Source organism: Muribaculum gordoncarteri (genome assembly GCF_004803695.1).
GTDB lineage: Bacteria > Bacteroidota > Bacteroidia > Bacteroidales > Muribaculaceae > Muribaculum > Muribaculum gordoncarteri.
In genome coordinates this window covers 1,043,310-1,070,232 of the sequence record NZ_CP039393.1, presented here as the reverse complement: position 1 = coordinate 1,070,232, position 26,923 = coordinate 1,043,310, and the positions used below count along the sequence as shown (strand labels likewise).

General features: G+C 49.4%; 21 protein-coding genes. 13 read left to right on the top strand and 8 right to left on the bottom strand.

From position 1 onward, the window contains the following. Window positions 1-50: 50 nt before the first annotated feature. The 9 genes from E7746_RS15070 (at window position 51) to E7746_RS04620 (ending at window position 10,360) form a co-directional block, all read left to right on the top strand. Window positions 51-914: a hypothetical protein gene (locus tag E7746_RS15070; protein ID WP_168184298.1), complete on the top strand. Its 864-nt coding sequence runs from the start codon at window positions 51-53 to the stop codon at window positions 912-914. Then, window positions 911-1,648, top strand: a complete 738-nt coding sequence (gene rsmI, locus E7746_RS04655; RefSeq protein WP_136410006.1) for a 16S rRNA (cytidine(1402)-2'-O)-methyltransferase — start codon at window positions 911-913, stop codon at window positions 1,646-1,648. Before E7746_RS15070 ends, rsmI begins: the two co-directional genes overlap by 4 nt. Window positions 1,649-1,684: 36 nt before the next feature. Then, entirely contained in the window at window positions 1,685-2,542 is an 858-nt protein-coding gene (locus E7746_RS04650; protein ID WP_123395821.1) for a Cbp1 family collagen-binding glycoprotein adhesin, read from the top strand. A gap of 156 nt (window positions 2,543-2,698) precedes the next feature. Next, a complete protein-coding gene (gene ftsY / locus E7746_RS04645; protein WP_136410005.1) occupies window positions 2,699-3,658 on the top strand; it encodes a signal recognition particle-docking protein FtsY in 960 nt (319 codons plus the stop codon). 5 nt (window positions 3,659-3,663) lie between these two features. Then, window positions 3,664-4,965, top strand: coding sequence for a 30S ribosomal protein S12 methylthiotransferase RimO (gene rimO, locus E7746_RS04640; RefSeq protein WP_136410004.1), 1,302 nt, complete (start codon window positions 3,664-3,666; stop codon window positions 4,963-4,965). A gap of 2 nt (window positions 4,966-4,967) precedes the next feature. Continuing rightward, window positions 4,968-6,020, top strand: coding sequence for a chorismate-binding protein (locus E7746_RS04635; protein WP_136410003.1), 1,053 nt, complete (start codon window positions 4,968-4,970; stop codon window positions 6,018-6,020). Beyond that, window positions 6,017-7,510: an SGNH/GDSL hydrolase family protein gene (locus tag E7746_RS04630; RefSeq protein WP_136410002.1), complete on the top strand. Its 1,494-nt coding sequence runs from the start codon at window positions 6,017-6,019 to the stop codon at window positions 7,508-7,510. Before E7746_RS04635 ends, E7746_RS04630 begins: the two co-directional genes overlap by 4 nt. After that, window positions 7,494-8,792: a GDSL-type esterase/lipase family protein gene (locus E7746_RS04625; RefSeq protein ID WP_136410001.1), complete on the top strand. Its 1,299-nt coding sequence runs from the start codon at window positions 7,494-7,496 to the stop codon at window positions 8,790-8,792. The genes E7746_RS04630 and E7746_RS04625 overlap by 17 nt, the downstream gene beginning before the upstream one ends. Beyond that, window positions 8,789-10,360 carry an MBOAT family O-acyltransferase gene (locus E7746_RS04620; protein ID WP_136410000.1) on the top strand — a complete coding sequence of 524 codons (1,572 nt, stop codon included), beginning with the start codon at window positions 8,789-8,791 and terminating at the stop codon, window positions 10,358-10,360. Before E7746_RS04625 ends, E7746_RS04620 begins: the two co-directional genes overlap by 4 nt. 1 nt (window position 10,361) lies before the next feature. Here E7746_RS04620 and nrdG read toward each other — a convergent pair whose 3' ends face one another. Then, the gene (gene nrdG, locus E7746_RS04615; protein WP_123395828.1) at window positions 10,362-10,847 is read right to left on the bottom strand and encodes an anaerobic ribonucleoside-triphosphate reductase activating protein; all 486 of its coding nucleotides are present in this window, start codon (window positions 10,845-10,847) and stop codon (window positions 10,362-10,364) included. A 6-nt stretch (window positions 10,848-10,853) separates the two neighbouring features. Beyond that, complete coding sequence (locus E7746_RS04610; protein ID WP_136409999.1) at window positions 10,854-13,061, bottom strand: anaerobic ribonucleoside triphosphate reductase; 2,208 nt, start codon at window positions 13,059-13,061, stop codon at window positions 10,854-10,856. A 431-nt stretch (window positions 13,062-13,492) separates the two neighbouring features. Here E7746_RS04610 and rmuC point away from each other — a divergent pair, with 431 nt between their 5' ends. The 4 genes from rmuC to E7746_RS04590 all read left to right on the top strand — a co-directional run bounded on the left by rmuC (window position 13,493) and on the right by E7746_RS04590 (window position 20,177). Next, the gene (gene rmuC, locus E7746_RS04605) at window positions 13,493-14,851 is read left to right on the top strand and encodes a DNA recombination protein RmuC (protein ID WP_136409998.1); all 1,359 of its coding nucleotides are present in this window, start codon (window positions 13,493-13,495) and stop codon (window positions 14,849-14,851) included. A 192-nt stretch (window positions 14,852-15,043) separates the two neighbouring features. Then, window positions 15,044-16,696 (top strand): glycosyltransferase, encoded by a 1,653-nt coding sequence (locus tag E7746_RS04600; RefSeq protein WP_136409997.1) that lies wholly within the window; start codon window positions 15,044-15,046, stop codon window positions 16,694-16,696. 41 nt (window positions 16,697-16,737) lie between these two features. Beyond that, a complete protein-coding gene (gene glgP / locus E7746_RS04595; RefSeq protein WP_136409996.1) occupies window positions 16,738-19,296 on the top strand; it encodes an alpha-glucan family phosphorylase in 2,559 nt (852 codons plus the stop codon). A gap of 101 nt (window positions 19,297-19,397) precedes the next feature. Continuing rightward, window positions 19,398-20,177 (top strand): TlpA family protein disulfide reductase, encoded by a 780-nt coding sequence (locus E7746_RS04590; RefSeq protein WP_136409995.1) that lies wholly within the window; start codon window positions 19,398-19,400, stop codon window positions 20,175-20,177. Between the two features lie 40 nt (window positions 20,178-20,217). Here the strand turns inward: E7746_RS04590 and E7746_RS04585 are convergent, their stop codons facing one another. The 6 genes from E7746_RS04585 to rpmH form a co-directional block, all read right to left on the bottom strand. Next, window positions 20,218-21,426 carry a BamA/TamA family outer membrane protein gene (locus E7746_RS04585; RefSeq protein ID WP_136409994.1) on the bottom strand — a complete coding sequence of 403 codons (1,209 nt, stop codon included), beginning with the start codon at window positions 21,424-21,426 and terminating at the stop codon, window positions 20,218-20,220. Between the two features lie 97 nt (window positions 21,427-21,523). Next, window positions 21,524-23,602: an ATP-dependent zinc metalloprotease FtsH gene (gene ftsH / locus E7746_RS04580; protein WP_136409993.1), complete on the bottom strand. Its 2,079-nt coding sequence runs from the start codon at window positions 23,600-23,602 to the stop codon at window positions 21,524-21,526. A gap of 46 nt (window positions 23,603-23,648) precedes the next feature. Beyond that, the gene (rsfS, locus tag E7746_RS04575; RefSeq protein ID WP_123395837.1) at window positions 23,649-24,008 is read right to left on the bottom strand and encodes a ribosome silencing factor; all 360 of its coding nucleotides are present in this window, start codon (window positions 24,006-24,008) and stop codon (window positions 23,649-23,651) included. Window positions 24,009-24,116: 108 nt separating this feature from the next. After that, a complete protein-coding gene (locus E7746_RS04570; RefSeq protein ID WP_136409992.1) occupies window positions 24,117-25,370 on the bottom strand; it encodes an ABC transporter permease in 1,254 nt (417 codons plus the stop codon). Next, window positions 25,367-26,566, bottom strand: a complete 1,200-nt coding sequence (locus tag E7746_RS04565) for a pyridoxal phosphate-dependent aminotransferase (protein ID WP_123395839.1) — start codon at window positions 26,564-26,566, stop codon at window positions 25,367-25,369. Before E7746_RS04565 ends, E7746_RS04570 begins: the two co-directional genes overlap by 4 nt. A gap of 122 nt (window positions 26,567-26,688) precedes the next feature. After that, on the bottom strand, window positions 26,689-26,844 hold the full coding sequence (rpmH, locus tag E7746_RS04560) for a 50S ribosomal protein L34 (RefSeq protein WP_121698333.1): 156 nt from the start codon (window positions 26,842-26,844) through the stop codon (window positions 26,689-26,691). Window positions 26,845-26,923 lie beyond the last annotated feature (79 nt).

The window sequence follows — 26,923 nt, the reverse complement described above, 5'->3', positions numbered from 1 at the left end:
TTATTTTGATTGAGTAACTTTGTGATATGTTAAAATTATAATATCGACTTATGAATGTCAACATCGAAGAACTGATTACCATCAACTACGAGCTGGAAGGGCTTCTGTATTTGGCTATGCATCGAGGCGACGACACGCCCAAGGAGGTGTGGTCGCTGATTTCCGATAAAATCAAGTCACTCAACGAAGGCATATCGCCCGCTGTCGAGGATGACGATGTTGACACTGATGACACGCCCGACAATGCGGTCATCAGCTGTTGTGACGAAACTGATGTCACAGCCGATGAACAGCCTGAAATAGAAGAGCCCGAAAATCAGGAAGAAGAACTTGAAGAAGATACCGCTGAGAGCTGTCAACCACAACTTACAATAATCGGCGAATCGACCGAAGAGTTGCCTGAACATTGCAATGCCGAGCCCGAGGCTCCATGTAGTGATATTGAACAGGAACCGTCAACGGAGCCTGAACCGATTGCTGAGCCGATGCCGGAAACTACAGTCGAGATTGAAACTGTAGAGCCTGAACCCGAAGAAGAAGAGGAACCGGAACTCAAGGAAGAGCCCGAACCCGAAGAGGAGCAGGAAGAGCCCGAAGATGAGGAAATAGCGATGCCTCAGTACGACACGACCGACACCGATAACGAAGAGCCTATACGCCTTGACGAAAAGCTTGCACGTGAAAATTCGCGTAATCTGCGCAAGGCATTCTCGTTGAATGACATGTTCCGATTCCGTCGCGAGCTCTTTGGCAACAGTGCTACCGAGATGACCGATACGCTCAATCTCGTCGAAGCTATGTCATCGCTCTCGGAAGCCAACGACTACTTCTACAACGACCTTGAATGGGACGCTTCCAACCCCGAAGTCCAGGATTTCATGGATATAATAGCAAAACATTTTTCAGGCCGATGAGCGGTAAACTTTACATCGTGCCCACTCCGGTGGGCAATCTTGGCGACATGACTCCGCGAGCAATCGCCACCTTGAAATCGTGCGACCTTGTACTGTGTGAGGACACCCGCACAAGCGGCGTCCTGCTCAAGCACTTCGACATAACCACCCCTACGGCAAGCCACCACAAGTTCAACGAGCACACATCGGTCGAACCTGTTGTAAACCGTCTGAAAGGGGGCGAGAACATAGCCCTCATAAGCGATGCGGGCACTCCGGGCATATCAGATCCCGGATTCATGCTCGTGCGCGAATGTCGTCGCAACGACATCGAAGTCGAAACTTTGCCCGGCCCCACTGCACTTATTCCGGCACTCGTAAATTCAGGGCTTCCATGTGACCGATTCGTATTTGAGGGATTCCTGCCACAAAAGAAAGGACGCGCTACGCGCATAGCCGAGATTGCCGAAGAAACTCGCACTATAATATTCTATGAGTCACCGTTGCGCCTCGTGAAGACCCTGCAACAACTTGCCCAAGCCTGCGGCAACGACCGCGAGGCTTCAGTGTCACGCGAGATATCCAAAATTCATGACACCACCGTTACCGGAACATTACAACAGCTCATCGAGCACTTCACGATGAACATTCCGCGCGGTGAAATCGTTATTGTGTTGAGCGGAAAGAGGGAAAAAAACGCTCGTCAACCCCATCGCAATAAGTATCGCGATAACGATGACTTAAACGATGCCTGACATAAAAAACTTATATAAACATCATTTTATACGATTATGAAGAAAATAGTTTCAATTATTGCCGCAGGTCTTGTGTGCCTCACAGCTTGCGATGGAGGGAAACTGAAAGAGGCTCAGGCCCAAAACGCCCAGCTTGACGATTCATTACATGTTGCTCTCGCCAACCAGGACAGTCTGTTCTCCCTTTTGAACGACATTACCGATGGCATGAACCAGATCAAAGATCTTGAGAAGATTCTCACAACTACCAATGTAGGTGCCGAATCACAATCGCGTAAAGATCAGATACGCAACGACATCGTCGCCATACAGCAGGCTCTCAAGGAGCGTCGCGAACGCCTTGACGACCTTGAGCAGAAATTGAAATCATCACAGGGCTACAGCAGCACCCTGAAGAAGACCGTCGACAATCTTAAGGCTGAAATAGCCAGTCAGGAAACGACAATCTCGACACTGCGCAACGACCTTGCAGCCGCAAAGATACAGATTGCCGACCTTGGCACAAAGGTGGATTCATTGAGCACCACTGTTGCCACTGTAACCGAGGAGAAGGAAAAAGCTCAGGAAGAGAGCGTAAACCTCACCAACGAGCTTAACTCTTGCTACTATGCAATAGGTACCAAGGGCGAATTGAAGGATGCCCGCATTATCGAAACCGGATTCCTGCGCAAGACCAAGTTGCTCCAGGCCGACTTCCAGCAGAGCTACTTCACTCAGAGCGACAAGCGCACTCTCACCACAATCCCCACTCACTCCAAGAAAGCAAAGATTCTGACCAACATGCCGGCCGACTCATATACAATCGAGGACTATGACGGCTTGAAGACAATCAAGGTCACCAATCCTGAAAAATTCTGGAGTCTTTCCAACTATCTCGTAATCCAAGTAGACTAAAGTTTAATACTTCCCGATAAATGGGTCCGCCATGCCTGCAACCGTACAGGCATGGCGGACTTTTCATTTCATAAAACCGTTTTAACAGCCATTGAATGCGTTGAATGTAAATGTTTTTTTGTAATTTTGCAGTCTATTAATCTCTATTTTACACCAATGGGTATATTCAGTTTCTTTTCTAAGGAAAAAAAGGAGACTCTTGACAAAGGGCTTGAACGCACAAAGCAAGGCGTATTCTCGAAAATCGCACGCGCAATTGCCGGCAAGTCAAAGATTGACGATGAAATACTTGACAACCTCGAAGAGGTATTCATCACTTCGGATGTCGGAGTCGAAACCACGCTCAAAATCATAGACCGCATAGAACATCGCGTTTCACGTGACAAATATGTCAATTCATCGGAATTGAACAATCTGCTGTGTGAGGAAATCACCGAACTTCTCGCCGAAAACAACAACGACTCCACTCTTGAGGACTTTACGGTTCCGCAGGGCCACAAGCCCCACGTAATCATGGTAGTGGGCGTCAACGGCGTAGGCAAAACAACCACTATAGGCAAGCTTGCCTATCAATTCAAGAAAGCCGGCAACAAGGTGATGCTCGGCGCCGCCGACACATTCCGTGCAGCCGCAGTGGAGCAGCTCGACATCTGGGGCGAACGCGCCGGTGTACCTGTCGTAAAACAGAAACTCGGAGCCGACCCCGCATCGGTGGCATTCGACACTCTGCAATCGGCCAAGGCCAACGACATCGATGTTGTGATAATCGACACCGCCGGACGCCTTCACAACAAGAAGGGCCTCATGGACGAGCTCACAAAAATCAAGAACGTGATGCAGAAAGTCGTTCCCGACGCGCCCCATGAAGTGCTGCTCGTGCTCGACGGCTCTACGGGACAGAATGCATTTGAGCAGGCCAAGCAGTTTGTGGCTGCAACCAAAGTCAATGAGCTTGCCATAACCAAGCTCGACGGCACAGCCAAGGGCGGCGTAGTCATCGGCATAAGCGACCAGTTCCGCATTCCGGTAAAATACATCGGACTCGGCGAAGGCATCGACGACCTGCAGGTGTTCCACAAGAAAGAATTTGTACAATCATTATTCGGCAACAATTAATATAGATGGCTCGCAAGAAAGTCGATGTCATAACACTTGGCTGTTCAAAGAACCTGGTCGACAGTGAACGGCTCATGAGCATGTTTGACCGTGCCGGATTTGAAGCAAGGCACGAGCCTGAAAATCCCGGAGGCGACATTGTTGTCGTGAATACTTGCGGATTCATAGGCGATGCCAAGGAAGAATCGGTCAACACTATCCTCGAGCAAGTCGAGGCCAAGAAAGAGGGACGCATCAAGTCACTCTATGTGATGGGATGCCTGTCGCAACGTTATCACAATGAGCTTGTAGCTGAAATACCCGAAGTTGACGGTTGGTACGGTAAGTTCAACTGGCCCGAACTGGTTAATACTCTCACTAACAAGTTCCCGGCAACATCATCCTACGACCGCGTCATAACCACCCCTTCCCACTTCGCCTACGTGAAGATAGCCGAGGGATGCAACCGCTTCTGTTCATTCTGTGCGATTCCGCTCATCACAGGGCGATTCAAGTCACGCCCCATCGAGGAAATACTCGATGAAGTGTCGGCACTTGTAAAGCGCGGTGTCCATGAATTCAACATAATAGCTCAGGACTTGTCGAGCTACGGTCTTGACCTGTATAACGAGATGCGGCTTCCGCAGCTCATCGACCGCATGGCCTCGATAGAGGGTGTGGAGTGGATAAGGCTACACTACGCCTACCCCGCTCAGTTCCCCATGGAGATACTCGATGTCATGGCCCGTCACGACAATGTGTGCAAATACCTCGACATAGCACTTCAGCACATATCTGACAAGGTTCTAAAAAACATGCGCCGTCACATAACCGGCGACGAAACGAAAGCCCTGCTCGACGAGATACGCCGAAAGGTGCCCGGCATACACATACGCACAACACTGATGGTAGGTTTCCCCGGCGAAGGCGAGGAAGAGTTCAGTCAGCTTAAGGAATTTGTGCGCCAACAACGATTTGAGCGCATGGGTGCCTTTGCCTATTGCGAGGAGGAGGACACATTCGGTGCCAAGAATTTCGAGGATTCAATACCTGAAGAGGTCAAGCAATCACGCTTGAATGAGCTTATGGCGATTCAGGAAGAGATTGCCCTTGAAAGCAACCAATCAAAAATAGGAAAAAGATTGCGTGTAATCATCGACAAGGAAGAGGATGACTACTATGTGGGTCGCACCCAATGGGATTCACCCGAAGTGGACCCTGAAGTCCTTGTCAAGAAGACCAAGAAGCTCGAAAAAGGACACTTCTACGATGTCGACATTATCGATGCACTGCCCTACGAGCTGATTGCACAACCATCCTTACAATAAAAATGTTGTTGTCAACTTCTATTTCAAGAGCGGCATCTCTATGCATTGAAAAGCGACTGCCGTTTGCAGTGTACATGATGCCGGGAAGCGATCACGCCATATTCCTGGCAGGGGATGAGTCGACGCAGTGCAACAGCGATGTCGACCGTGGATTCTTCATTTCGGAATTCAACACAAGTGGACGACGCATCGTGATAGCTCCTCAATACACTGCCGAGCAGATAATAGAAAACGCCGACACCATTGCTCAGCGTGACGGTGTAGTCGTAAAGCCGGTCGACCGCAGCACACCGCGTGACGAATATGACAACGCGTTAAACACGGTTGTCAACGGACTAAAGCTTCGCGGAGGCAAGACGGTAATATCACGCGTGATATGCGGCGACGCATACGATATCGACTGGCTTTCAGTAGCCGAGAAATATTTCACCTGCTTTCCGTCGACATTCCGTTACCTCTATTACACTGCAGCGACAGGCGCATGGATCGGAGCCTCACCCGAACTGCTGCTCGAATGTGACAACGCAGGTAATCTCAGCACCATGTCGCTTGCCGGAACCCGCATGAAGTCATCGAATGCCGCATGGGATGACAAAAACCGCGAAGAGCACGACTATGTGACACGATACATCGTCGACAAACTGTCGTCACTCGGCATAAACGCGACAGTCGGTTGCGCCGAGAATGTTGGTTACGGAGCCATCGAGCATCTTTGTCACCGCATTACGGCCCGATATGCGGGAAATCCATTTATTGTGGCCGATACACTCAGCCCCACCCCTGCCTTGGCCGGCACTCCGCTTGACAAGGCATTGAATGACATAACGCTCAACGAGCGACATCCACGCCGATGCTACGGAGGCTATGTGGGAATGACCGACAGTCGGGGCACTCACATCTTCGTCAACCTGCGATGTGTACACTTCGATGAGTCACGCTATTGCATATATGCCGGCGGAGGCATAACTGCCAAATCGGAATCGGCAACCGAATGGGATGAAACCTCGGCAAAATCCCAAGTGCTGCTCAACGCAATCAATCAGTCACTGTCATGAGCAAAAACAGCAAAGGAAGTCCGTTTTTAATACTATTCACCGCCGTGGCCATCGTCGCCGCTGTGTCGCTGCTCCCGCTTAACAAAATAAGCCGTGGATTGCTGCGCGACTTCAATCTCGCAGGCGACATAATGCACATAACCGAAAAATCGGATCCTGATGCCGAGAAAGTCGACAAACAGCAAATCGACCCGGAGCTGATAGCCGCAATGGAGGAGATTGAAGTTGAGCAACCCGCTAAGGCCGAGGAGCCAGCTGTTGAAGAGAGCGACAGTATCCCCCGGCAGTCAGAGCCCAAACAGCCGAAATCGGAGAACGCCCAACCCGAAGAATCACCTGTGACATCGGAAGTTGTCGAGCCGCCTGTGCCGATTGATCCTCACGACGGGGAGATAATTGTAATGGAGGACTATTCGCCCGACGGCAACGGACTGAAACGCTTTAAAAGCGCACTTGCGCAAGCCGGCAACCGGGTTGTGCGCATAGCGTTCCTCGGCGACTCATACATCGAAGGTGACATATTCACACAGGATGTGCGCGAAAAGCTGCAGGACCAATACGGCGGATGCGGAGTGGGATATGTCAACATGTACTCGGAATTTCCCGGATTCCGACGCTCGATAACGCAAAGCGGCAGCGGATGGGAAGTGTACAACGTGAGCATGAAGGGACACAACAAAGCCTACATATCTATAACCCAACAGTACTCAATGCCGGTAAGCGAAAAAGCTACCGCAACCTATAAGGGTGCCAAGCGACTGAAGCACACCGACAGTTGGGAAAAATCGCGCTTTATATACCTATCGCCCGATGCAGCAACCATAAACACCCGCCAGGACAACGGCGAATGGGCCACCCACAGCTCATCGGCGTCATCCGAAGCACAGTGCATCGAAGTCACCGGCCCCATGAAATCTTTTTCGGTATCAACCGGCAACATGTCACTTGCCGGAATAGGAGTGTGGCTCGACGGCAACACCGGCATCTCGGTTGACTGCATGTCGTCGCGAGGATTCTCAGGCGTCACCTTGTCGCGAGTAAGCAGCAGCCTGTCACAATCGATGCGCCGTTACATCGACTACGACCTGATTGTAATCGAATACGGAATCAACGCCATGTCGGAAGCCCAGACCGACTACTCGGCCTACTCCAAACTGATGATCAAGTCAATAGGACACATAAAGGAGTGCTATCCCAATGCCGACATAATCATAATGGGCGTGGGTGACAGAGGTTCAAAACGAGGCACCGACATAATAACGATGCCCACGACCTACAACATGATTGCCGCCCAACGTGATGTAGCACGACACTTGGGATGCGTGTTCTGGGACACCCGCGAGGCTATGGGCGGTGAAAATGCAATCGTGACATGGGCCAACGCCAATCCTCCGAGAGCCAATAAAGACTACATCCACCTAACCCATATCGGCGGACGCAAACTTGCCGAAGAATTCATAAAATCGCTGAACAATGCCATCAATAAATAAGCTATACCCTATACTACTGACATTCATAATGCTAAGCGTGCCGCGACTCGCCATGTCGCAGTATGAAGACAATGATGACAAAAACATACGTGAAAATCCCGAGATAACGCAAGCCGACTCCATCGACTGTGACATAGAGATACCGGCATACATCAACCGCAATAAAAATCACATAATCACAAACGGTGCCGACTGGAGCCGATTCAGCCGCAGAACCGTAGCCCCCGACACTACCGTAAGCATCGTACACATAGGTGACTCACACATTCAGGCCGACTTTGCGACCGGTCATGCGCGTGACATGCTCCAACAGCTGTACGGCAACCCCGGCCGAGGCCTCATCACGCCTCTCAAAATGGCAGGCACCAACGAGCCTCGCGACTATGCCATAACATCACAGTCACGCTGGCTGTCCTCAAAGCTGCTTAAAAAGCCCTGGGCGTCACCTATGGGATTCACTGGAGTTTCGATAACGCCAAAGAGCAAAAAGTGTGACCTCACCATAGCCACGCTCACAAAGAACGAGCCCGAAAAACCGTTTAACAATGTCAAGATACTACACTCGGGCAAGCTTGAGATAAGCCGCGCTTCGGTTGCCGGACAACCCATAGAGTGTGACATAGAATACGGCGACGGAAGCGCCACAATAAACATACCCCGTGAGGTAACCGAAATAACGGTGGAGATGACCAAAGAGGATTATCTGTCGATATTCGGCATCGTTCTCGCCAACACCAAAAGCGAAGGAGTCTACTACCACACCATAGGCAACAACGGGGCCACTTACAGCACATATAACGCAGTCGACGGAATGGGTGCCGATGTGGCACGACTTAATCCCGATCTCGTAATAATAAGCCTCGGAGCCAATGAAGCGTTCGGTAAATTGTCGATAAGCAACATAACCGACAACATAGACCTGCTGGTTAACGACATACGACGACACAACAAAGATGCAACAATTCTGCTCGTAACGCCCATGGAGTGCCAGCGGAGCCGAATCATACGCACCAAGAAGGGTCGTCGACGCTCACGCAACTACAGCGTCAACGCCAACATACTCCCGATAAGGAATGCCATACTCGAATACGGCCGCAAGCATAACATATCGGTTTACGACTGGTATGACATAGCCGGGGGTCAGGGCGCATCAACCAAATGGGTAAAGGACAAACTGATGGGCGGCGACCGCATCCACAATACCCGCGAAGGCTACAGGCTTCAGGGACAGTTGCTGTATGAGGCAATAAACGACGCCATAATCAACAATGCAAAGCTATGAATGATTTCTTCAGCGACTTCAAATTCGTACTGCCTGACCTTGACGATGTAAGGGAGTTCCTTGGCAAATGTCTGGACAAGTTTGCGCAGTGGTTTGACTTCGACCGCATAGAATCGGTACTCCGATACGACAGCAACAATCCGCTCCTGTTCAACACCGGCTTGTTTCTGTTGCTGTTCACGGCATTCCTTCTGCTGTATAGGTTACTGCGTTTCTCCCCTACTCTCAAGAAGATATTCGTAATCCTCTTCTCACTCTACTTCTACTACAAGTCAAGCGCCGAGTGCTGCTTCATACTGCTTGGCGTGTGTATAAGCGACTATGTACTCGGACTCATACTCGGAAACTCACATCGCAAATCGGTGCGTACAGGCATAGTGACGCTTAATGTCGTAATCAATGTAGGAATGCTTGTCTACTTCAAGTATTTCAATCTGCTCTACAGCACCATAGCCAATTTTTCAAGCCGTGACTTCGATGCACTCGACATTATACTTCCTGCCGGAATATCGTTTTTCACATTCCGCTCCATCAGCTACATCGTCGACATATATCGCGGCGACATGAAGCCGGCCACCAATTTCCTGAACTACGTGTTTTTTCTCACCTTCTTTCCGCCAATACTTGCCGGCCCTGTTGTAAGAGCACGTGACATGATGGATCAGATAGAAGAGAGCCCCGTAGCTACACGACGCATGGTAAGTGCCGGACTCTTCATGATAATGGCGGGCTTGATAAAGAAAGTGATCGTAGCCGACTATATAAGCGGCAACTTCGTCGACCGAGTATTTGACAATCCGTCAATGTACTCGGGCTTTGAAAACCTGATGGGTATCTACGGCTTCACGATACAGCTCTATTGCGACTTCTCGGGTTACTCCGACATGGCGATAGGAATCGCGCTTCTGCTCGGTTACAAGCTAAAGATGAACTTCGATGCGCCGTTCAAGTCACAAAGTCCCACGGAGTATTGGCGCCGATGGCACATATCGCTCTCATCATGGCTGCGCGACTACCTCTACATTCCTATGGGAGGCAACCGATGCTCCAAGGCGCGTGCTCACATGAATGTGTTCAACACGATGCTGATAGGCGGCTTGTGGCATGGTGCATCGTGGATGTACGTTATATGGGGTGCCTGGAACGGCGGATTGCTCGTGGCGCATAAGATGATACGCAGCGTCACGCCCCGCGTAAAGGAGGAGAATCGTCGCAAATGGTGGAGAGTCGCCACCAATGTGTTCATAACATTCAACCTCATAGCCGTGGGTATGATGTTTTTCAGAGCCCGTTCCCTTGAACAGGTCGGCGACATGGTGCATCAGATCGTCTATAACATCCACCTGTCGGTAGCGCCGCAATTTCTCGAAGGTTACATACTGATAGTGCTTGCAATGGCACTCGGATACTTCATGCACTTCTCACCGAAAAAGTGGAGCGAGCAGCTTGAAGAGAAATATCACGCACAGAGCGGACTTGTGCAGGCCGTAGTGCTTGCGTTGGTGCTGTTGCTTATAATCCAGGTACGACAAAGCGACATAGTGCCGTTCATCTACCTGCAATACTGATTCAGCCCTTCCACTCCACCACGCAATCGGGTGTGGAACGAGCGACATCGACAAGACGCTGATTGGATGAGCCCCGGAAACGGAGTGAGATGTCACGCAGCGACTCGACGAATGGGCCGTCGACAAGAACATCGATGCATGCGAGCAACTCCTTATACTCGGAACGAGAGGCTACATATTCATAACTGTAACCCGTGTAGCACCATATAGTGCGGCCGTCGGCCTTCAGCAGGCGTGCCAACTCGACCATCTCGTTAATAGGCTGCATCAACGGGTCACCTCCCGAGAATGTTACATTAAAGTCACAATCATCAATAATCTCCTTGATACGGATAACCGACATAGCCTCACCCCCTTCAAAATCCCAAGACTGCGGATTGTGACAGCCCGGGCAGTGGTGATTGCAGCCGGCAAAATAAACAGAGGTGCGGAGCCCCGGTCCGTCGACCGAAGTTCCGCCCACTATATCTATTACACGTAGTGACATTGCAGTCTATTTGTGTACTATGCGATCGTTAAGTTCAGCCAGTTTGGCATTGTTCCAGCGGTCGGTCGTTCCCACGAGATAACCGGTTATGCGCTGCAGCTTGTCAATGTCATGACTGCCGCATTTAGGACATTCGTCAAGGTTCTCCTGCGCATCCTCATATCCGCATGCCATGCATCGGTTGCGATTGTGATTCACCGATCCGTAACCGATGTTATACTTGTCCATCAGGTCGACAATGTCGCTTATCGCCTCGGGATTGTGAGTTGCGTCACCGTCAATTTCCACATAGAATATGTGACCTCCGCGAGTCAACTCATGATACGGCGCCTCAACCTTCGCTTTGTGACGCGGCGAACAGTGATAGTAGACAGGCACATGGTTGGAGTTGGTGTAATAAATCTTGTCGGTTATGCCCGGCAACACGCCGAAACTCTTGCGGTCAACCTTGGTAAACTTACCCGACAGACCCTCGGCGGGAGTGGCAAGAACCGAGAAGTTGTGCTGATACTTCTCAGAGAATTCATTGGCACGGCTACGCATGTGCGACACAATGCGCAATCCAAGAGCCTGCGCCTCCTCGCTTTCACCGTGATGCTTGCCCACAAGAGCGACAAGACACTCGGCAAGACCGATAAATCCGATGCCGAGGGTACCCTGATTGATAACCGACTCTATGGTGTCGTTGGGTTTCAGGTTCTCACTTCCGTTCCACAGGCGTGACATCAGCAACGGGAACTGCTTGGCAAGAGCCGTCTTCTGGAAGTCATAACGGTCACACAGCTGACGAGCAGCGATTTCAAGAACCTCATCGAGCTTTGAGAAGAAACGATGTATACGCTCCTCTTTGTCGACGATGTTCATGCACTCAATGGCTATGCGTACTATATTAATTGTGGAGAAACTCAAGTTACCTCGACCAATCGATGTCTTCTCGCCGAAACGATTTTCAAAAACTCGTGTGCGACAACCCATCGTGGCCACTTCATAACGGTAACGGTGAGGATCGTTTATATCCCACTTTTCATGATGATTGAAAGTGGCGTCGAGATTCACGAAATTGGGGAAGAAACGACGAGCGGTAACCTTACAAGCAAGCTTGTAGAGATCGTAATTACGATCCTCGGGCAGATAACTTACACCGCGCTTCTTCTTCCATATCTGTATGGGGAAAATCGCAGTTGCACCGTTACCCACTCCCTCGTAGGTGGAGTTGAGCAATTCACGGATTATGCAGCGACCTTCGGCCGATGTGTCGGTACCGTAGTTTATCGAGCTGAACACCACCTGATTTCCGCCACGCGAATGAATTGTGTTCATGTTGTGGATAAACGCCTCCATTGCCTGATGCACACGGCCCACAGTTTTGTTTATTGCATGCTGCTTGGCACGCTCCTCGCCCTTAAGACCGTCAAGCGGACGCTTGAGGTAGTCGTCGATGGGAGCTTCATAAAGCGATGAATAGTCCTCGCCGGTGAGCGACTCGACATTCTTCACCTCCTCGACATAGGATGAGCGCACAAACGGAGCCAGATAGAAATCAAAGGCGGGAATGGCCTGTCCGCCGTGCATCTCGTTTTGTGCCGTTTCAAGCGAAATACAACCAATGATACTTGCAGTTTCGATGCGCTTGGCCGGACGCGATTCACCATGTCCGGCAGTGAAGCCATGCTCCAGAATGTTGTCGAGAGGATGCTGTACACAGGTAAGACTCTTGGTGGGATAGTAATCCTTGTCATGGATGTGAAGGTATCCGTTACGCACAGCCTCACGTGCTTCATGCGACAAGAGATAGTCGTCGACAAAAGGCTTGGTGGTTTCGCTTGCAAACTTCATCATCATGCCTGCAGGCGAATCGGTGTTCATGTTGGCGTTCTCGCGAGTTATGTCGTTGCTCTTTGCCTCGATAATCTCCAGAAACATATCCCGTGTCTTGGCACGACGCGCAATGTTTCGTTGGTCACGATAAGCGATATATCGCTTGGCCACCTCCTTGCGGGGGCTCTTCATCAGTTCAAGCTCAACCTTGTCCTGAATCTCCTCCACGGTCATTCGCTCGTTACCGGTCATACTGATGCGGTCAGTGATCTTATGAATCAAAGCCTCATCTTCACCCATTTCGGTTTGAAGCATCGCTTTACGGATTGCGGCCTTGATTTTTTCATCATTATAGCCGACTACGCGCCCGTCACGCTTAACTACGGTTTGTATCATTTGATGTATTTTTAATGGATTATCGGTATTTATATACGAGCATTCGACGACACGAGAAAAACGCCTTGTGCTTTCGCATTGCAAATCTACACAGATATTATTTATCGTGCAATATTTATATCAAATATTTTCAACAAAAATTTCATTTTGGAAAACTTTTTGGCTTTCATAAAATTATAAAGCTTTAAAAATTAATATATTACAAAATATTTTGGAAAACTTTACAGCACAAAAAGTTATCAACAGTTGAAATATTGGATTTTTAACCGACAACTCGCCACCAACACATTCAGTCAAACATTTATTCGGTTGTTGTCCCCTTCCAAGACACTCACATGCGGCAAAATCAAATAAGAGCCGGCTCTAAAATTCTTACTATGCTAACGTGAAAATCCCATGATTTTTATCTAAATTTGCAAAAACACTACAACATGCTATATCCTCTTATATATATTTTCACAGGACTGGCAGCCGGCATTGTAATAGCCCTGCTGACAAGCAAGTCCAAGATCGACACATTAAATTCATCACTGCGCTCAATGGAAGCGCGACTTGATGAGGCATCACGACGCGAGCGTCACCTGCAGGACGAGAACCGGCGCCTGTCGCAACTGTCATCGGAACTCAACGCCAAATCGAGCGCCCTTTCAAAAGAGATAGAGATGCTGCGACAACAGAAAGCACATGACGAGGAGGCGCGCACAAAACAATATAACGAACAGTTGCGCCTGATGCAGGAGCAGGTCAAAAGCGCGACACAGGAGATGCTCAACCTGCGCTCAAAAGAGCTGCACGAATCCAACGCCCGACAGATGGACTCCATAATCACCCCGCTGAAGGAGAATATCAAGGAGATGAAAACCGCCATGGACCAGTCACGCGACACCCACACCCGCACAACGGCCTCGCTGCGTCAAGCAATCGAGGACATCATGAAACGCACCGCTTCGATAGGCGACGAAGCCGACAAGCTGGCACGGGCACTGCGTCATGAGAACAAGACTCAAGGCAACTGGGGCGAAATTGTGCTCGGCGAGTTGCTTGAAAGCCAAGGGCTGAAAAAGGGCATCCACTACGATGTCCAGTCGACATTGCGCGACAAAAACGGCAAACCCATACTTAACGAGCGCACCGACAAGCGCATGATTCCCGATGTGGTGCTGCACTACCCCGACGGCAAAGATGCAATAATCGACTCAAAGGCATCGCTGTCGGCATTCATCGACTATAACGCCGCCGAGGACGACAACGAGCGCGCCGCCGCCCTGAAACGGCACACGATAAGCATAAGAAACCATGTTAAGGAGCTTGTGGCGAAGGACTACAAGCGTTACATCGTGCATCCCCGCCAATCACTCGACTATGTAATAATGTTTGTACCAAACGAGTCGGCACTGCAGCTCGCACTATACAACGACCCGTCGCTATGGCGCGACGCCCTGCGCGAAGGAGTGTTCATAACCGGCGAACAGAACCTCACGGCCGCACTGCGCATAATACATCTGGCATGGACCCAGGAGGTACAGGCACAGAGCCAGCGAAAGGTGTTTGAGGAAGCGACAACCATGGTGGAACGCGTGGGCGAATTCTGCAAGGCCCTTGAAGCCGTGGGCGAACGCATCGACAAGGCAAATGAAGCTTACGAATACGCCATGAAGAAACTTCAAGGCCGAATGAGCATACTCGGCCCGGCACGACGCCTTAAAGAGATGGGATTCAAAGATAAAGACAAATTCCCCATTCCCGACCTGCCGGAGATTCCGACCGACACAGACGACAACATAAGTTAATTAACATTACGATTTAGTAACAAAATATACACAAACCTGTCAAAAGCATCATAAACAGCCCTCTTTACAAGCTAATCTTTTCATTTTAGTGCTTTTAATCAACTTTTTGCAGATTAAATGTCACAAAATTTGAAATGCAGATTCAAAAATAATTACTATCTTTGCATCCGAAAAAACAATTAAATCTACAATATGGATAAAGCGCCGGTAAACGTTGACCTGCTGTTTGAAACAAGTTGGGAGGTTTGCAATAAGATTGGAGGCATTTACACAGTGCTCTCTACCAAAGCCAAAACGCTACAAAAGCTCTATAAAGACAAGACAATATTCATAGGCCCGGATGTATGGAATGATGAAAATCCATCACCCTATTTTGTTCCATCACGTACATTATTAAAGGATTGGAAAGCTCAGGCACAGTTTCCCGAGGGAGTCAGTGTGCGAGTTGGCCGTTGGGACATTCCCGGCCGCCCCATTGTCGTGCTGGTAAAATTTGACGGAATGTATGCCGTAAAGGATTCATTCTACGGCCGCATGTGGGACCTTTATAAGGTAGATTCACTTCATGCCTACGGCGATTACGATGAAGCTTGTGCATTTTCCCATGCCGCAGGCATCGTCATCGAAAGCATCTGCCAATTTACAGGCATAGCCGACAAGAAAGTAATAGCTCATTTCGACGAATGGACCACCGGAATGGGACTTCTCTACATAAATGACAAGATGCCCGAAGTTGGCACTATATTCACAACTCATGCCACCTGCATAGGCCGCAGCATCTGCGGCAACGGCAAGCCGCTCTACGACTATCTGCGCGGCTACAACGGCGACCAGATGGCGTCGGAGCTGAACATGCAGTCAAAACATTCACTGGAAAAGGCGGCAGCCCTTCAGGCCGACTGCTTCACAACAGTGAGTGACATAACCGCCATCGAGTGCGAGCAGCTTCTTGAGCGCCGTCCGTTGGTAACACCCAACGGATTTGAGCAAAACTTTGTTCCGACTAAAGGCAAATTCGTTCCGTCGCGCGAAGCCGCACGCAAGACGCTTCTCAACGTAGCGTCATCGCTTCTCGGCTACAAGATGCCCGACGACACATTCATCATCGCCACATCGGGACGCTGCGAATACCACAACAAAGGCATCGACCTCTATCTCGATTCAATAGCACGACTTCGCGAAAACAAGCTTAGCCGCACTGTGCTTGCATTTGTCATGGTGCCCGCATGGGCCAAGGAGGCGCGCCCCGAGCTACAGGCCGCACTCACCGCAAAGCGCAAGAGTCCGATAGGCGATTCAGTGTTGACCCATACGCTCAACAACCCCGACCAAGATCCCATTAACTGCCGCATAAGAGGCATCGGTTTTGCCAACGCCAAGGCCGACAACGTAAAGGTGATATATGTACCTTGCTATCTCAACGGCTCCGACGGAATATTTGACAAGACCTACTATGACCTGCTCATAGGCATGGACGCTACAGTGTTCCCGTCCTACTATGAGCCCTGGGGTTACACTCCGCTCGAAAGCATTGCATTCGGCGTGCCCACTATAACCACAACGCTGTCGGGATTCGGCCAATGGATTCTGTCGACCGAAGACGCCACCTTCAGCGAATGCGGCGTCAACGTAGTGGCCCGCGGCGACTTCAACTACAACGAGGTAGCCGACCGCATAGCCAAGTCGCTTGAATATCTCATCAACTCCAATCCGGCAAGTCTTGCCATGATAAGCTCAAGAGCCATGAACACGGCATCGCTTGCGGCATGGAGCTACTTCATCGAATATTATGTAAAAGCCTTTGAAGTCGCACTCAATGCGGCAGCTCAACGCATAGGCAAATAACAATAATAAATAAGAACTTTAATTTTTCACATAAGAACAATATGAAATTACAAGTAAGCAACACTAATGCACCCGTATGGCGTGACATTATGGTGAAATCAGACCTACCCTCCAAGCTCAAACCGCTTGAAGTAATGTCGCGTAACCTGTGGTGGGTATGGAACAGCGAAGGAAAGTCGCTCTTCCGTGACCTTGACCATGACCTTTGGCGTGCAACAGGCGAAAATCCGGTAATGCTTCTCCAGAAGCTTGGATTTGAGCGCCTACAGGAAATCATCAAGGATGAGGATATGATGTCGCGCATCGAGAAAGTATATGCCGACTTCAAAGCCTATATGAAAGAGCCGATGCGCAAGGATGTTCCCTCGGTAGCATACTTCTCTATGGAGTACGGATTGTGCAACGCACTGAAGATTTACTCGGGAGGTCTTGGCGTACTTGCCGGTGACTACATCAAGGAGGCATCGGACAGCCGCGTCGACATGACTGCGGTAGGTTTCCTCTATCGTTACGGTTATTTCACCCAGACACTTTCAGTAGACGGTCAGCAGATAGCCAACTATGAGGCCCAGAACTTCAACCAGCTCCCCATCGAGCAGGTCGTTGACGAAAACGGTAATCCCGTAATACTTGAGGTACCCTATCCCGGCCGCGTAATCTACTCTCACATCTGGAAGGTGAACGTAGGTCGCATGAACCTCTACCTGATGGATACCGACTTCGACATGAACAGCGAGTTTGACCGTCAGATCACCCACCAGCTCTATGGCGGCGACTGGGAAAACCGCATCAAGCAGGAGTATATGCTCGGTATCGGCGGTATACTCATGCTGAAGAAGCTCGGCATCAAGACCGACCTCTACCACTGCAACGAAGGCCATGCCGCACTGCTTAACCTCCAGCGTCTTGTCGACTATGTTCAGGAGGACAAGCTCGATTTCAACGTTGCCCTTGAAATCGTACGTGCATCAAGCCTCTATACCGTACACACCCCCGTTCCCGCAGGACACGACTACTTCGACGAAGGCCTCTTCGGCAAGTATATGGGTGAATTCCCCGCAAAACTCGGCATCAGCTGGGCCGACCTCATGAACATGGGTCGTGAAAATCCCAACTCGGACGAGCGCTTCTCAATGAGTGTATTCGCACTCAACACCTGCCAGGAAGCAAACGGCGTAAGCTGGCTCCACGGCGAAGTGTCAAAGAAGATGTTTGCCGGTATCTGGAAGGGTTACAGCTGGGAAGAGTCACACGTAGGTTATGTAACCAACGGCGTACACATGCCCACATGGGCCGCTTCGGAATGGAAGGCTCTCTACGAGGAAACATTCGGAAAGGACTTCTTCCAGCATCAGAGCGACACCAAGTTCTGGGAAAAGATATACACTGTATCGGATGAGGACATCTGGAATCTCCGCATGACGATGAAGAACAAATTCATCAACTTCGTTCGTCGTGACTTCCGTGAAAAGTGGCTCAAGAACCAGGGCGATCCCTCGCGCATCATGTCGATTGTCGACAAGATCAATCCTAATGCGCTCATCATCGGTTTTGCCCGTCGATTTGCCACCTACAAGCGCGCTCACCTTCTGTTCTCCGACCTTGACCGTCTGTCGGCCATCGTAAACAATCCCCAGTTCCCCGTTCAGTTCATCTTCTCGGGTAAGGCACACCCCGCCGACGGCGCAGGTCAGGGCCTCATCAAGCGCATCATGGAGATTTCACGCATGCCTCAGTTCCTCGGAAAGATCATCTTCCTTGAAAACTACGACATGATAGTTGCCAAGCGCCTCGTATCGGGCGTCGACATTTGGTTGAACACCCCCACCCGTCCCCTCGAGGCATCGGGTACATCAGGCGAAAAGGCCGAGATGAACGGTGTGCTTAATTTCTCGGTACTTGACGGATGGTGGTATGAGGGTTACAAGTTCTGCAAGCAGGCAGGATGGGCTCTCACCGAAAAGCGTACATTCACCGACCAGTCACAGCAGGACAAGCTTGATGCAGCAACAATCTACTCTATGCTTGAGAACGAAATCGTTCCCCTTTACTTCGCAAAGAACTCCAAGGGATATTCACCCGAGTGGATTCAGTACATCAAGAACTCAATAGCCAAGATAGCTCCCCACTTCACAATGAAGCGCATGATCGACGACTACATCGATCGCTTCTACGACAAGGAGGCCAAGCGTTCAAAGAAGCTTGTAGCCCACGACTATGCAGTAGCAAAGGAAATCGTAGAGTGGAAAGAGAAGGTAGCTGCAGCTTGGGACGGTGTATCGGTAGTATCAATCAACGAAACAATCGACCACAACTCACCCAAGACAGGAGAGGCTTACTCTACTGAAATCAAGCTCGACACCAACGGCCTTGGCACAAGCCTCGCCATCGAGCAGGTTATCTACAAGGTAGAGGACGGCATTGAGAAGATGGTAGGCACCGAGCCGTTCAAGGTTGTAGGACACGACGGAAACATCGTGACTTATGAGCTCAAAAACAAGCTTCGTGAAGCCGGAGTGTTCCGCTATGCATTCCGCATCTACCCCACCAACGTGCTTCTGCCTCATCGTCAGGACTTCGCTTACGTGCGCTGGATCTAATCCTCCGGCCACATCTACAATAAAAAAACTGTACCGAAAATTCGGTACAGTTTTTTTATGTCCAAACATTTATTAGTATATTTGCTTGTTACACCATTTAAATGAAGAAATTTATACTATCGGTCATTATTGCGTTGTCATGGAACATATCGATGGCAATTACTCCGACACGATATTTCATAGGCAAGACCGAAGTCCCCGAAAGTTTATGGGAATCAACTCCTGACAGTTTAAAATATAGCATCCTAAAAATAGAATATGACAGCGTGACCGTCATAGAGGCAGACCTTCCGATGACTCATTATCTCGATTCGATAAATGGTGATTACATCATAAAGAAACGATCGGAAGAGGAAATAAGCGCAATAGAAAAAGCGTTAGGAATATCATTTAAAAATTACACGACAAATGTAACAGTCGTTTCAATAAATGATAAAGCTCCACAAATCAATCTTGTAAAATACTCCGACAACTCAAGCGTCACCGAATTTATAGTTCCCGGGAATTGCTATCTATTTTCATTCTGGGCAACTTGGTGCGGCAATTGCCTAATAGAGCTTAAGGAAGAGTTTATACCGTCAATAGCCAATGAGTTTAAGGATGTCCCAACATTCAAGTTCGTCCCTATATGTATTGACTCAACAGCTTCGGAATTGGAAAAATTCTTTAAAAGCGCACATGGCCGCAAATGGGATTATTTATCACAAACAACATATCTAGACACAGATCGATTGGCAAATAGTAAATATGCCAAAAGCGGAATAATGCCGTTGAATGTAGTAGTTGGCAAAGACGGCGTTATTAAATACATTCATAGCGGCAAGATTACAACTGAAGAAGAGTTGTCAGAATTACGCAATGCAATTATTGACGGGCTATAAATCGCCGTTAACTCATTATCCATAAACGTTTAAAAGATGGTCAGAATGCTTCGCCGATTGCAAAAACGAGGCCTGATGTGTGCTTGCCAAAGCCATAGTCGATGCGTGCGTTGACATTGTGCTTGAACTCAAATCGCAGTCCTACACCGTAATTATGCAGCCATTCAGGACGGATGTCTTTATCCTTGAACTCCTGGAACGATGAAAACACCGTGGCCCCACCACCCCATATTGTTATGCCTATACGTTTCCACAGATTCTGCCGATACTCTATCTGAGCCGCAATCTGGTTGTTGTCGATGTAGGAACCCATATAGTAACCGCGCATTCTTATGCCGTCGGAAGCCACCATTTCACGCATAGTCCACGGCGAATTCGAGCTATTTAGCTTCATATACCAGTCACCGGCAAGCAGTGCGCCTTTCCACAGCCCCACATAGCCGTTGATAATAACGGTGTGGCTATAGAATGTTGTAGGAGCATTTCCCATCCACACAGGATAAATCATAGGCTTATAGGCAATGTGCAATCCTCGCGTGGGAGTAATCAGATTGTCACGCGAATCATATTCAAACGACAGCCCCACTCCGGTGACATAGAATTGCGGACGCTCGCCGAGCAGATACTCGGGATTGGCCATGTTGCGCGCGTCGGTATAATCGGCATGCACCTCTATGCCAAAGTAAAAATTACGCATCATGCGATAGACATACTCGGCCTTGAGGTCAATCTGTCGTCGGTCATACTTGGATTTGGAATTCTTGGCGGTTTCTTCCGATGTTATTCCCCAAAAGTCGAGTGCCTTGCGATACAGTTCAAGCTTATAGGAGAGACGTGACCGTTGGTCGGCAAACAGATTATTTCCTTTAAGGGTGAGCACATAAAAACCGTTGAGCGACGCATTGATCGAGAGGAAAACATCGGACGGAGGCATCACCGAGTCCAATCGGTTCACACGATACAATCCCGTGGCGGCTCCGCCTATACCGAATCCCGCTTCACGTGTATAGGATGGTGTGACGGCAAATGAGAGGTCGAGTTTTCGCTCATGTGTGCGGTCGACATTTCCGCGCATAAGGCTGTTAAGATATTCCTTAGCCCAGCCCGGCGCCCAGTTCAATATGCTTAGCGAATCGGCATAGGCCGTCCTTTCATTTCCAGGTATGGAGTCAGCTACGACATCAGCTGAAGCAGCATTGAGCCACAACATACTTGCAGACAAAAGCAAAAGAATAGAAAGTCGCTTCATACACTGAAAATATACTACAAATATACGTAAGATTCACCGATAAAAAAACCGCGGCAAAATCTTTTGTCGCGGTTATATACCAAAAGGAAAGTTTTTGCTACTTTTTAGGCACCGGAGGCATCGTGGGAGGCAGAGGCTTATTGTCATTTTCGCCACTGTCCGATGCTTGGTCGGCATTGTCGGCATCGGGCTGTTTATCCGGCTCAACAGCTGCCGGCTCGTCATGCTTGACATCCTCCGGCTCCGCTTTATCGCCCTCGGCTATTTGTCGCGAAGCGAATATCTCATCGGTGCGTGACACCCAGGGACGCTTGCCGAATATATGCTCTACATCCTCGGTGTATATCACCTCTCGGGTTATTAGTACATTGGCCAATTCGGCATGTCCCGAAGCGTGCTGACGCAGAATCTCCTTGGCTCTCTCATACTGCTCGTTTATGATGCGTGACACTTCGGCGTCAATGTTCTTTGCCCGCTCCTCGCTATAAGGCTTGGAGAATCCGTAGTCCTGACCCGATGAATCGTAGTAGCAGAGATTGGGAAGCTTGTCACTCATTCCGTAATATGCCACCATTGCATAGGCGAGCTTGGTTACTCGTTCAAGGTCGTTGGCTGCTCCGGTGGAGATGCGTCCGAGGAAAAGTTCTTCAGCAGCACGACCGCCAAGGGTAGAACACATCTCATCGAGAAGTGCTTCCGAAGGTGTAATCTGACGCTCTTCAGGAAGATACCAGGCAGCTCCGAGAGCCTTGCCGCGAGGCACTATTGTCACCTTTATAAGCGGACTTGCGTAACGCAGATGCCACGATATAGTCGCATGACCTGCTTCATGTATGGCAATAGCATGCTTCTCTTCATCGGTCGTAATCTTGGAACGCTTCTCAAGCCCCCCGATTATACGGTCGACAGCATCATTGAAATCCTGCTTCTGCACACAGTGCTTGTTGTGACGGGCGGCAATAAGGGCGGCCTCGTTACATACATTGGCTATGTCGGCACCCGAAAATCCCGGAGTCTGGCGAGCAAGCAGCTCGACATCGAGCGAGTCGTCGGTCTTGATTTTACGCAAATGGACATTAAATATGGCCACTCGGTCGTTCAAGTCGGGCAGATCAACATAAATCTGTCGGTCAAATCGGCCGGCACGCATCAACGCCTTGTCGAGAATGTCGGCACGGTTGGTGGCGGCAAGTATTATGACACCGCTGTTGGAACCGAATCCGTCCATCTCGGTGAGCAACTGGTTAAGCGTATTTTCACGCTCGTCATTTGCACCCATGTTAGGATTGCGGCCACGGGCACGACCCACGGCATCGATTTCATCGATAAACACTATACAAGGAGCTTTCTCCTTGGCCTGACGGAAGAGGTCACGCACACGCGAAGCACCCACGCCGACAAACATCTCCACGAAGTCGGAACCCGACATTGAGAAGAACGGCACATTGGCCTCTCCGGCCACAGCCTTAGCAAGAAGGGTCTTACCGGTTCCGGGAGGGCCTACAAGCAACGCGCCTTTGGGAATTTTTCCTCCCAGATCGGTGTAACGCTGAGGATTCTTAAGGAACTCGACAATCTCCTCCACTTCGGTCTTTGCCTCCGACAATCCGGCGACATCCTTGAATGTCACCTGAATAGGCCCGTCTTTGTCAAATATCTGTGCTTTTGACTTGCCTACGCTGAACACACCGCCGCTTCCGCCGTCCTTGCCCGACATACGCTTCATGATGAAGAACCAGAAGACAATAAGCAGCAATATGGGGCCGAATGACCATATCAGCGATGTGAAATCGCTGCTCTTCTCAAACTTTACATCGCCTGAGAACACGCCCTCCTCCTGCCACTGCTCAATCTTGTCCTGAAGCTTGTCGGCACTCGGAATCGAAGTTACGATCTTGGCCTCCTGACCGGAGCCCGTAGTGTACTGCGACTTATGGAATATCTTTGATGCAAGCGAATCGGTGAGAAACGCCTCAGCTTCATTTTTATTGGAGTATACCACGATTTTGTCAACGCCACCTTCGGTGACATACTTTTCAAAGTCGGAATAGCTTACATCCTTGGTGATTGAATTGTCGTCAAGGTATAGCATCCCGACAAGAAAGAGCCCGACAAAGGCATACATCCAGTACATGCTGAACTTTATCGTCTTCTTTTTATTGTTATTGGGTTCCATGCGGAAGTCTTGATGTTTGTGATGTTCTAATTATTAATCAGGGGTATCAGTCCAGATCGGGGACTTCGGTAATTGCGGCGTCGCTCCACAGCTCCTCAAGGTTGTAGTGCTCACGTACATCGGGAAGAAATACATGAACAAATACATCGCCGTAGTCGATTACGATCCACTGCGCATTCTGATAGCCATCGTAGTTATAGGGCTTTATGCCTTCTTGTTCTTGCAAATATTCGCGCACGCTGTCGGCTATTGATGCGACCTGCATAGTTGATGAACCTTGACAGATTATGAATTTATTGGTAGAGGCTCCGTCTATTTCGCTCATATCCACAATAGTTATCTTCTTACCTTTTCGGTTTCTGATTCCCTCGATTACAAGTGGTACGATATCAATTTGTTTCGTCATACTTTAAGTTAAATGCATCTACAAAGATAGTGTAAAATTTTCAAAATTCCTTATGTTAACAAATTTACAACAATTTATAACATTAAATGGGTCATATAAATGTGTCATTTATTCATATCTGATGGATTGCGAGGGCGATATGGTCGACACCATGTGGCTTGGGGCCAGTACCATAAGCCATGAAACCACAAATACACCCACATTCAGCGCGAGTATATACCACCAGTTTATTTCAACAGGCACATAATTGAGGTAGTAGGCACCGGGATCGAGGGGGAGCAGATGATAGTGCCGCTGCAACAGCAGGAAAGTTATGCCCACCGCATTTCCGGCAAGCATTCCCCACAGCACGAGCCGCTGCACGAGATAGATGAATATGCGCCTGACTTCGCCGTTGGTAGCACCGAGGGCTTTCAGGATTCCTATCATGTTGACCCGTTCAAGAATTATTATGAACAGGCTTGATATCAACGTGAAGCCCGACACTAGAGTCATCAGCACGAGTATCACAACCACATTGGTGTCGAGCAGCTCCAACCAGTTGAAATACATCATTCCGGTGTTATGCACGCTGTTTATACGGTACATTCCGTCGAGCAATCCATTGTAGGAGGCGCGCATCATTGCATCCTGCAGCAAAAGCGCATCATCGTCAATCTTATTCTCATCGTTGACACGCAGCTCGATTCGGCTTCCGGCCGATGCATCGGCCGAGTTCAATCCTTGAGTCAAAGGCAATGAGCCGAACACATAGAGCTTGTCGTAATCGCTGAAATGCGTGTCATATATTCCGGCTATGTCAAGTCGTCGCGCACGCACGGCGTTGCTGGTGAAAAAATAGGCGTTTATGCGGTCGTCGACTCCAAGATTCAGCGCATCGGCCATGCTGCGTGATATGACTACACGATTTTTATCGGAATCGTCACCGTAATCGGGAACACACCCTTCAACGAGATTGCTCTTGACAAAATCCCACGCGGCTCCCGGTTGCATACCCTTCACGACAACGCCCTGATAATCGGTATCGGTCTTAAGTATGCCCGGTTGTTCAAGCACAAGAGCCGCCGAGGCAAAAGCCTTGGTGTCGTCTATCACTTCACGAAGTTCGGGCGTAAAAGAAAGCAGTCCGGACTGGCTTTCATATTCGTCGGCCAATCCGGGCAATATCATGACATGGGCGTCAAAGCCCATGACCTTGCTGCGTATTTCGTTCTTAAATCCGAGCACGACACACATCGCCGTCATCATGATGACAAGCGACAACGCGATGCCGGCAATAGCGATGACGATACTCGGCGATACTCCCGACGAGCCGTCGTCCTTGAAGCGCAAGCGCCGTGCTATCAGAAGCTCATAACTCATATAGTGCGTCCGGGGTAAGCCTTAAGGGCCTCTTCAAGCACCTTTATGGCCTTGGCAAGCTCTTCCTTGCAGAGCACGTAGGCCATGCGGACTTCATTGCGACCCATGCCTTCAGTTGTATAGAAGCCCGAGGCCGGAGCCATGAACACCGTCTGTCCTTCGTAATCGAAACTTTCAAGACACCATTCACAGAATTTGTCGGCGTCATCAACCGGAAGCTTGACCACCGTATAGAATGCGCCCATGGGGATGGGAGTGTAGCAGCCGGGAATCTTGTTCAACTGGTCGATGAGGAATTTACGCCTTTCAACATACTCGTTGTAGGTGGCGAGCATATAGGACTTGGGGGTATCGATTGACGCTTCGGCGACGATCTGTCCCAACAACGGAGGACTGAGGCGAGCCTGGCAGAACTTCATCACATTCTTCTTCAGCTCCTTGTGCTTGGTAATCAGCGCACCTATGCGTATTCCACATTCGTTATATCGCTTCGACACCGAATCAATGAGCACTACCTGCTCCTCAATGTCGGGCAGATGGAATGCCGAGATATAAGGAGCTCCCGTGTAGCAGAACTCGCGATACACCTCATCGGAGAACAGGAACAAGTCGTGTTTCTTGACCAGATCCCTTATCTGAAGCATCTCTTTCATCGTATAGAGATAGCCGGTGGGGTTGTTGGGATTGCATATAAGTATGCCCTTGGTCTTGGGAGTTATCAGCTCCTCAAACTTTTCAACAGGAGGCAATGCAAATCCTTCGTCGATGCTAGACGGCACAGTGACAATCTTCGCGCCGGCTGAAATTGCAAACGCCATGTAGTTGGCATAGGCAGGTTCCGGAACGATTATCTCGTCGCCCGGGTCAAGACAGGCCATAAAGGCAAAAAGCACAGCCTCGGAACCGCCTGTAGTGACGATTATGTCGTCGACTTCAACATCAATGTTGTAGGTTCCGTAATATTGCTTCAGCTTTTCACGCAACGACAATAATCCGTCGGAAGGGCTGTATTCGAGAACTTTTCGGTCAATATGCTTAAGAGCCTCAAGACCCTCCTCGGGGGTGGGTACATCGGGCTGTCCTATATTCAAATGATAAACTTTAACACCGCGATTCTTTGCAGCATTAGCGAGGGGCACAAGACGCCTGATAGGCGATGCCGGCATAATGGTTCCTCGTTGTGAAACTTGTGGCATAACAGATAATCTTTTTTACTTCACAAAAGTACAAAAAATATTTTTACATTTATTCATACGAGGCATAAAACAACACGGGGCCGCATTAAATGCGGCCCCGTGTTGTTTAGGTGGCTACAGTATTATTTGCGAGCGATAGTGTCGCTTACTGTAAGATGAGCACGACCCTTTGCACGACGACGAGCGAGAACCTTGCGGCCATCGGGTGTAGACATACGTTCACGGAATCCGTGCTTGTTAACTCTTTTTCTGTTAGAGGGTTGAAACGTTCTTTTCATCGTTTTATAATTGTTTTATTTGTTATCAAGATGCATAAAGCGAGTGCAAAATTACATAAAACATTTGATTATTGCAACT

Excerpts from the sequence above, each read along its gene's own strand:
- E7746_RS04650 (WP_123395821.1), top strand. The coding sequence starts at position 1,685 with ATGAAGAAAATAGTTTCAATTATTGCCGCAGGTCTTGTGTGCCTCACA.
- E7746_RS04635 (WP_136410003.1), top strand. The coding sequence starts at position 4,968 with ATGTTGTTGTCAACTTCTATTTCAAGAGCGGCATCTCTATGCATTGAA.
- E7746_RS04620 (WP_136410000.1), top strand. The coding sequence starts at position 8,789 with ATGAATGATTTCTTCAGCGACTTCAAATTCGTACTGCCTGACCTTGAC.
- E7746_RS04585 (WP_136409994.1), bottom strand. The coding sequence starts at position 21,426 with ATGAAGCGACTTTCTATTCTTTTGCTTTTGTCTGCAAGTATGTTGTGG.
- rsmI (WP_136410006.1), top strand. The coding sequence starts at position 911 with ATGAGCGGTAAACTTTACATCGTGCCCACTCCGGTGGGCAATCTTGGC.
- ftsH (WP_136409993.1), bottom strand. The coding sequence starts at position 23,602 with ATGGAACCCAATAACAATAAAAAGAAGACGATAAAGTTCAGCATGTAC.
- E7746_RS15070 (WP_168184298.1), top strand. The coding sequence starts at position 51 with ATGAATGTCAACATCGAAGAACTGATTACCATCAACTACGAGCTGGAA.
- nrdG (WP_123395828.1), bottom strand. The coding sequence starts at position 10,847 with ATGTCACTACGTGTAATAGATATAGTGGGCGGAACTTCGGTCGACGGA.
- E7746_RS04630 (WP_136410002.1), top strand. The coding sequence starts at position 6,017 with ATGAGCAAAAACAGCAAAGGAAGTCCGTTTTTAATACTATTCACCGCC.
- E7746_RS04590 (WP_136409995.1), top strand. The coding sequence starts at position 19,398 with ATGAAGAAATTTATACTATCGGTCATTATTGCGTTGTCATGGAACATA.
- ftsY (WP_136410005.1), top strand. The coding sequence starts at position 2,699 with ATGGGTATATTCAGTTTCTTTTCTAAGGAAAAAAAGGAGACTCTTGAC.
- rimO (WP_136410004.1), top strand. The coding sequence starts at position 3,664 with ATGGCTCGCAAGAAAGTCGATGTCATAACACTTGGCTGTTCAAAGAAC.
- E7746_RS04610 (WP_136409999.1), bottom strand. The coding sequence starts at position 13,061 with ATGATACAAACCGTAGTTAAGCGTGACGGGCGCGTAGTCGGCTATAAT.
- E7746_RS04625 (WP_136410001.1), top strand. The coding sequence starts at position 7,494 with ATGCCATCAATAAATAAGCTATACCCTATACTACTGACATTCATAATG.
- rmuC (WP_136409998.1), top strand. The coding sequence starts at position 13,493 with ATGCTATATCCTCTTATATATATTTTCACAGGACTGGCAGCCGGCATT.
- rpmH (WP_121698333.1), bottom strand. The coding sequence starts at position 26,844 with ATGAAAAGAACGTTTCAACCCTCTAACAGAAAAAGAGTTAACAAGCAC.
- E7746_RS04570 (WP_136409992.1), bottom strand. The coding sequence starts at position 25,370 with ATGAGTTATGAGCTTCTGATAGCACGGCGCTTGCGCTTCAAGGACGAC.
- rsfS (WP_123395837.1), bottom strand. The coding sequence starts at position 24,008 with ATGACGAAACAAATTGATATCGTACCACTTGTAATCGAGGGAATCAGA.
- E7746_RS04600 (WP_136409997.1), top strand. The coding sequence starts at position 15,044 with ATGGATAAAGCGCCGGTAAACGTTGACCTGCTGTTTGAAACAAGTTGG.
- E7746_RS04565 (WP_123395839.1), bottom strand. The coding sequence starts at position 26,566 with ATGCCACAAGTTTCACAACGAGGAACCATTATGCCGGCATCGCCTATC.
- glgP (WP_136409996.1), top strand. The coding sequence starts at position 16,738 with ATGAAATTACAAGTAAGCAACACTAATGCACCCGTATGGCGTGACATT.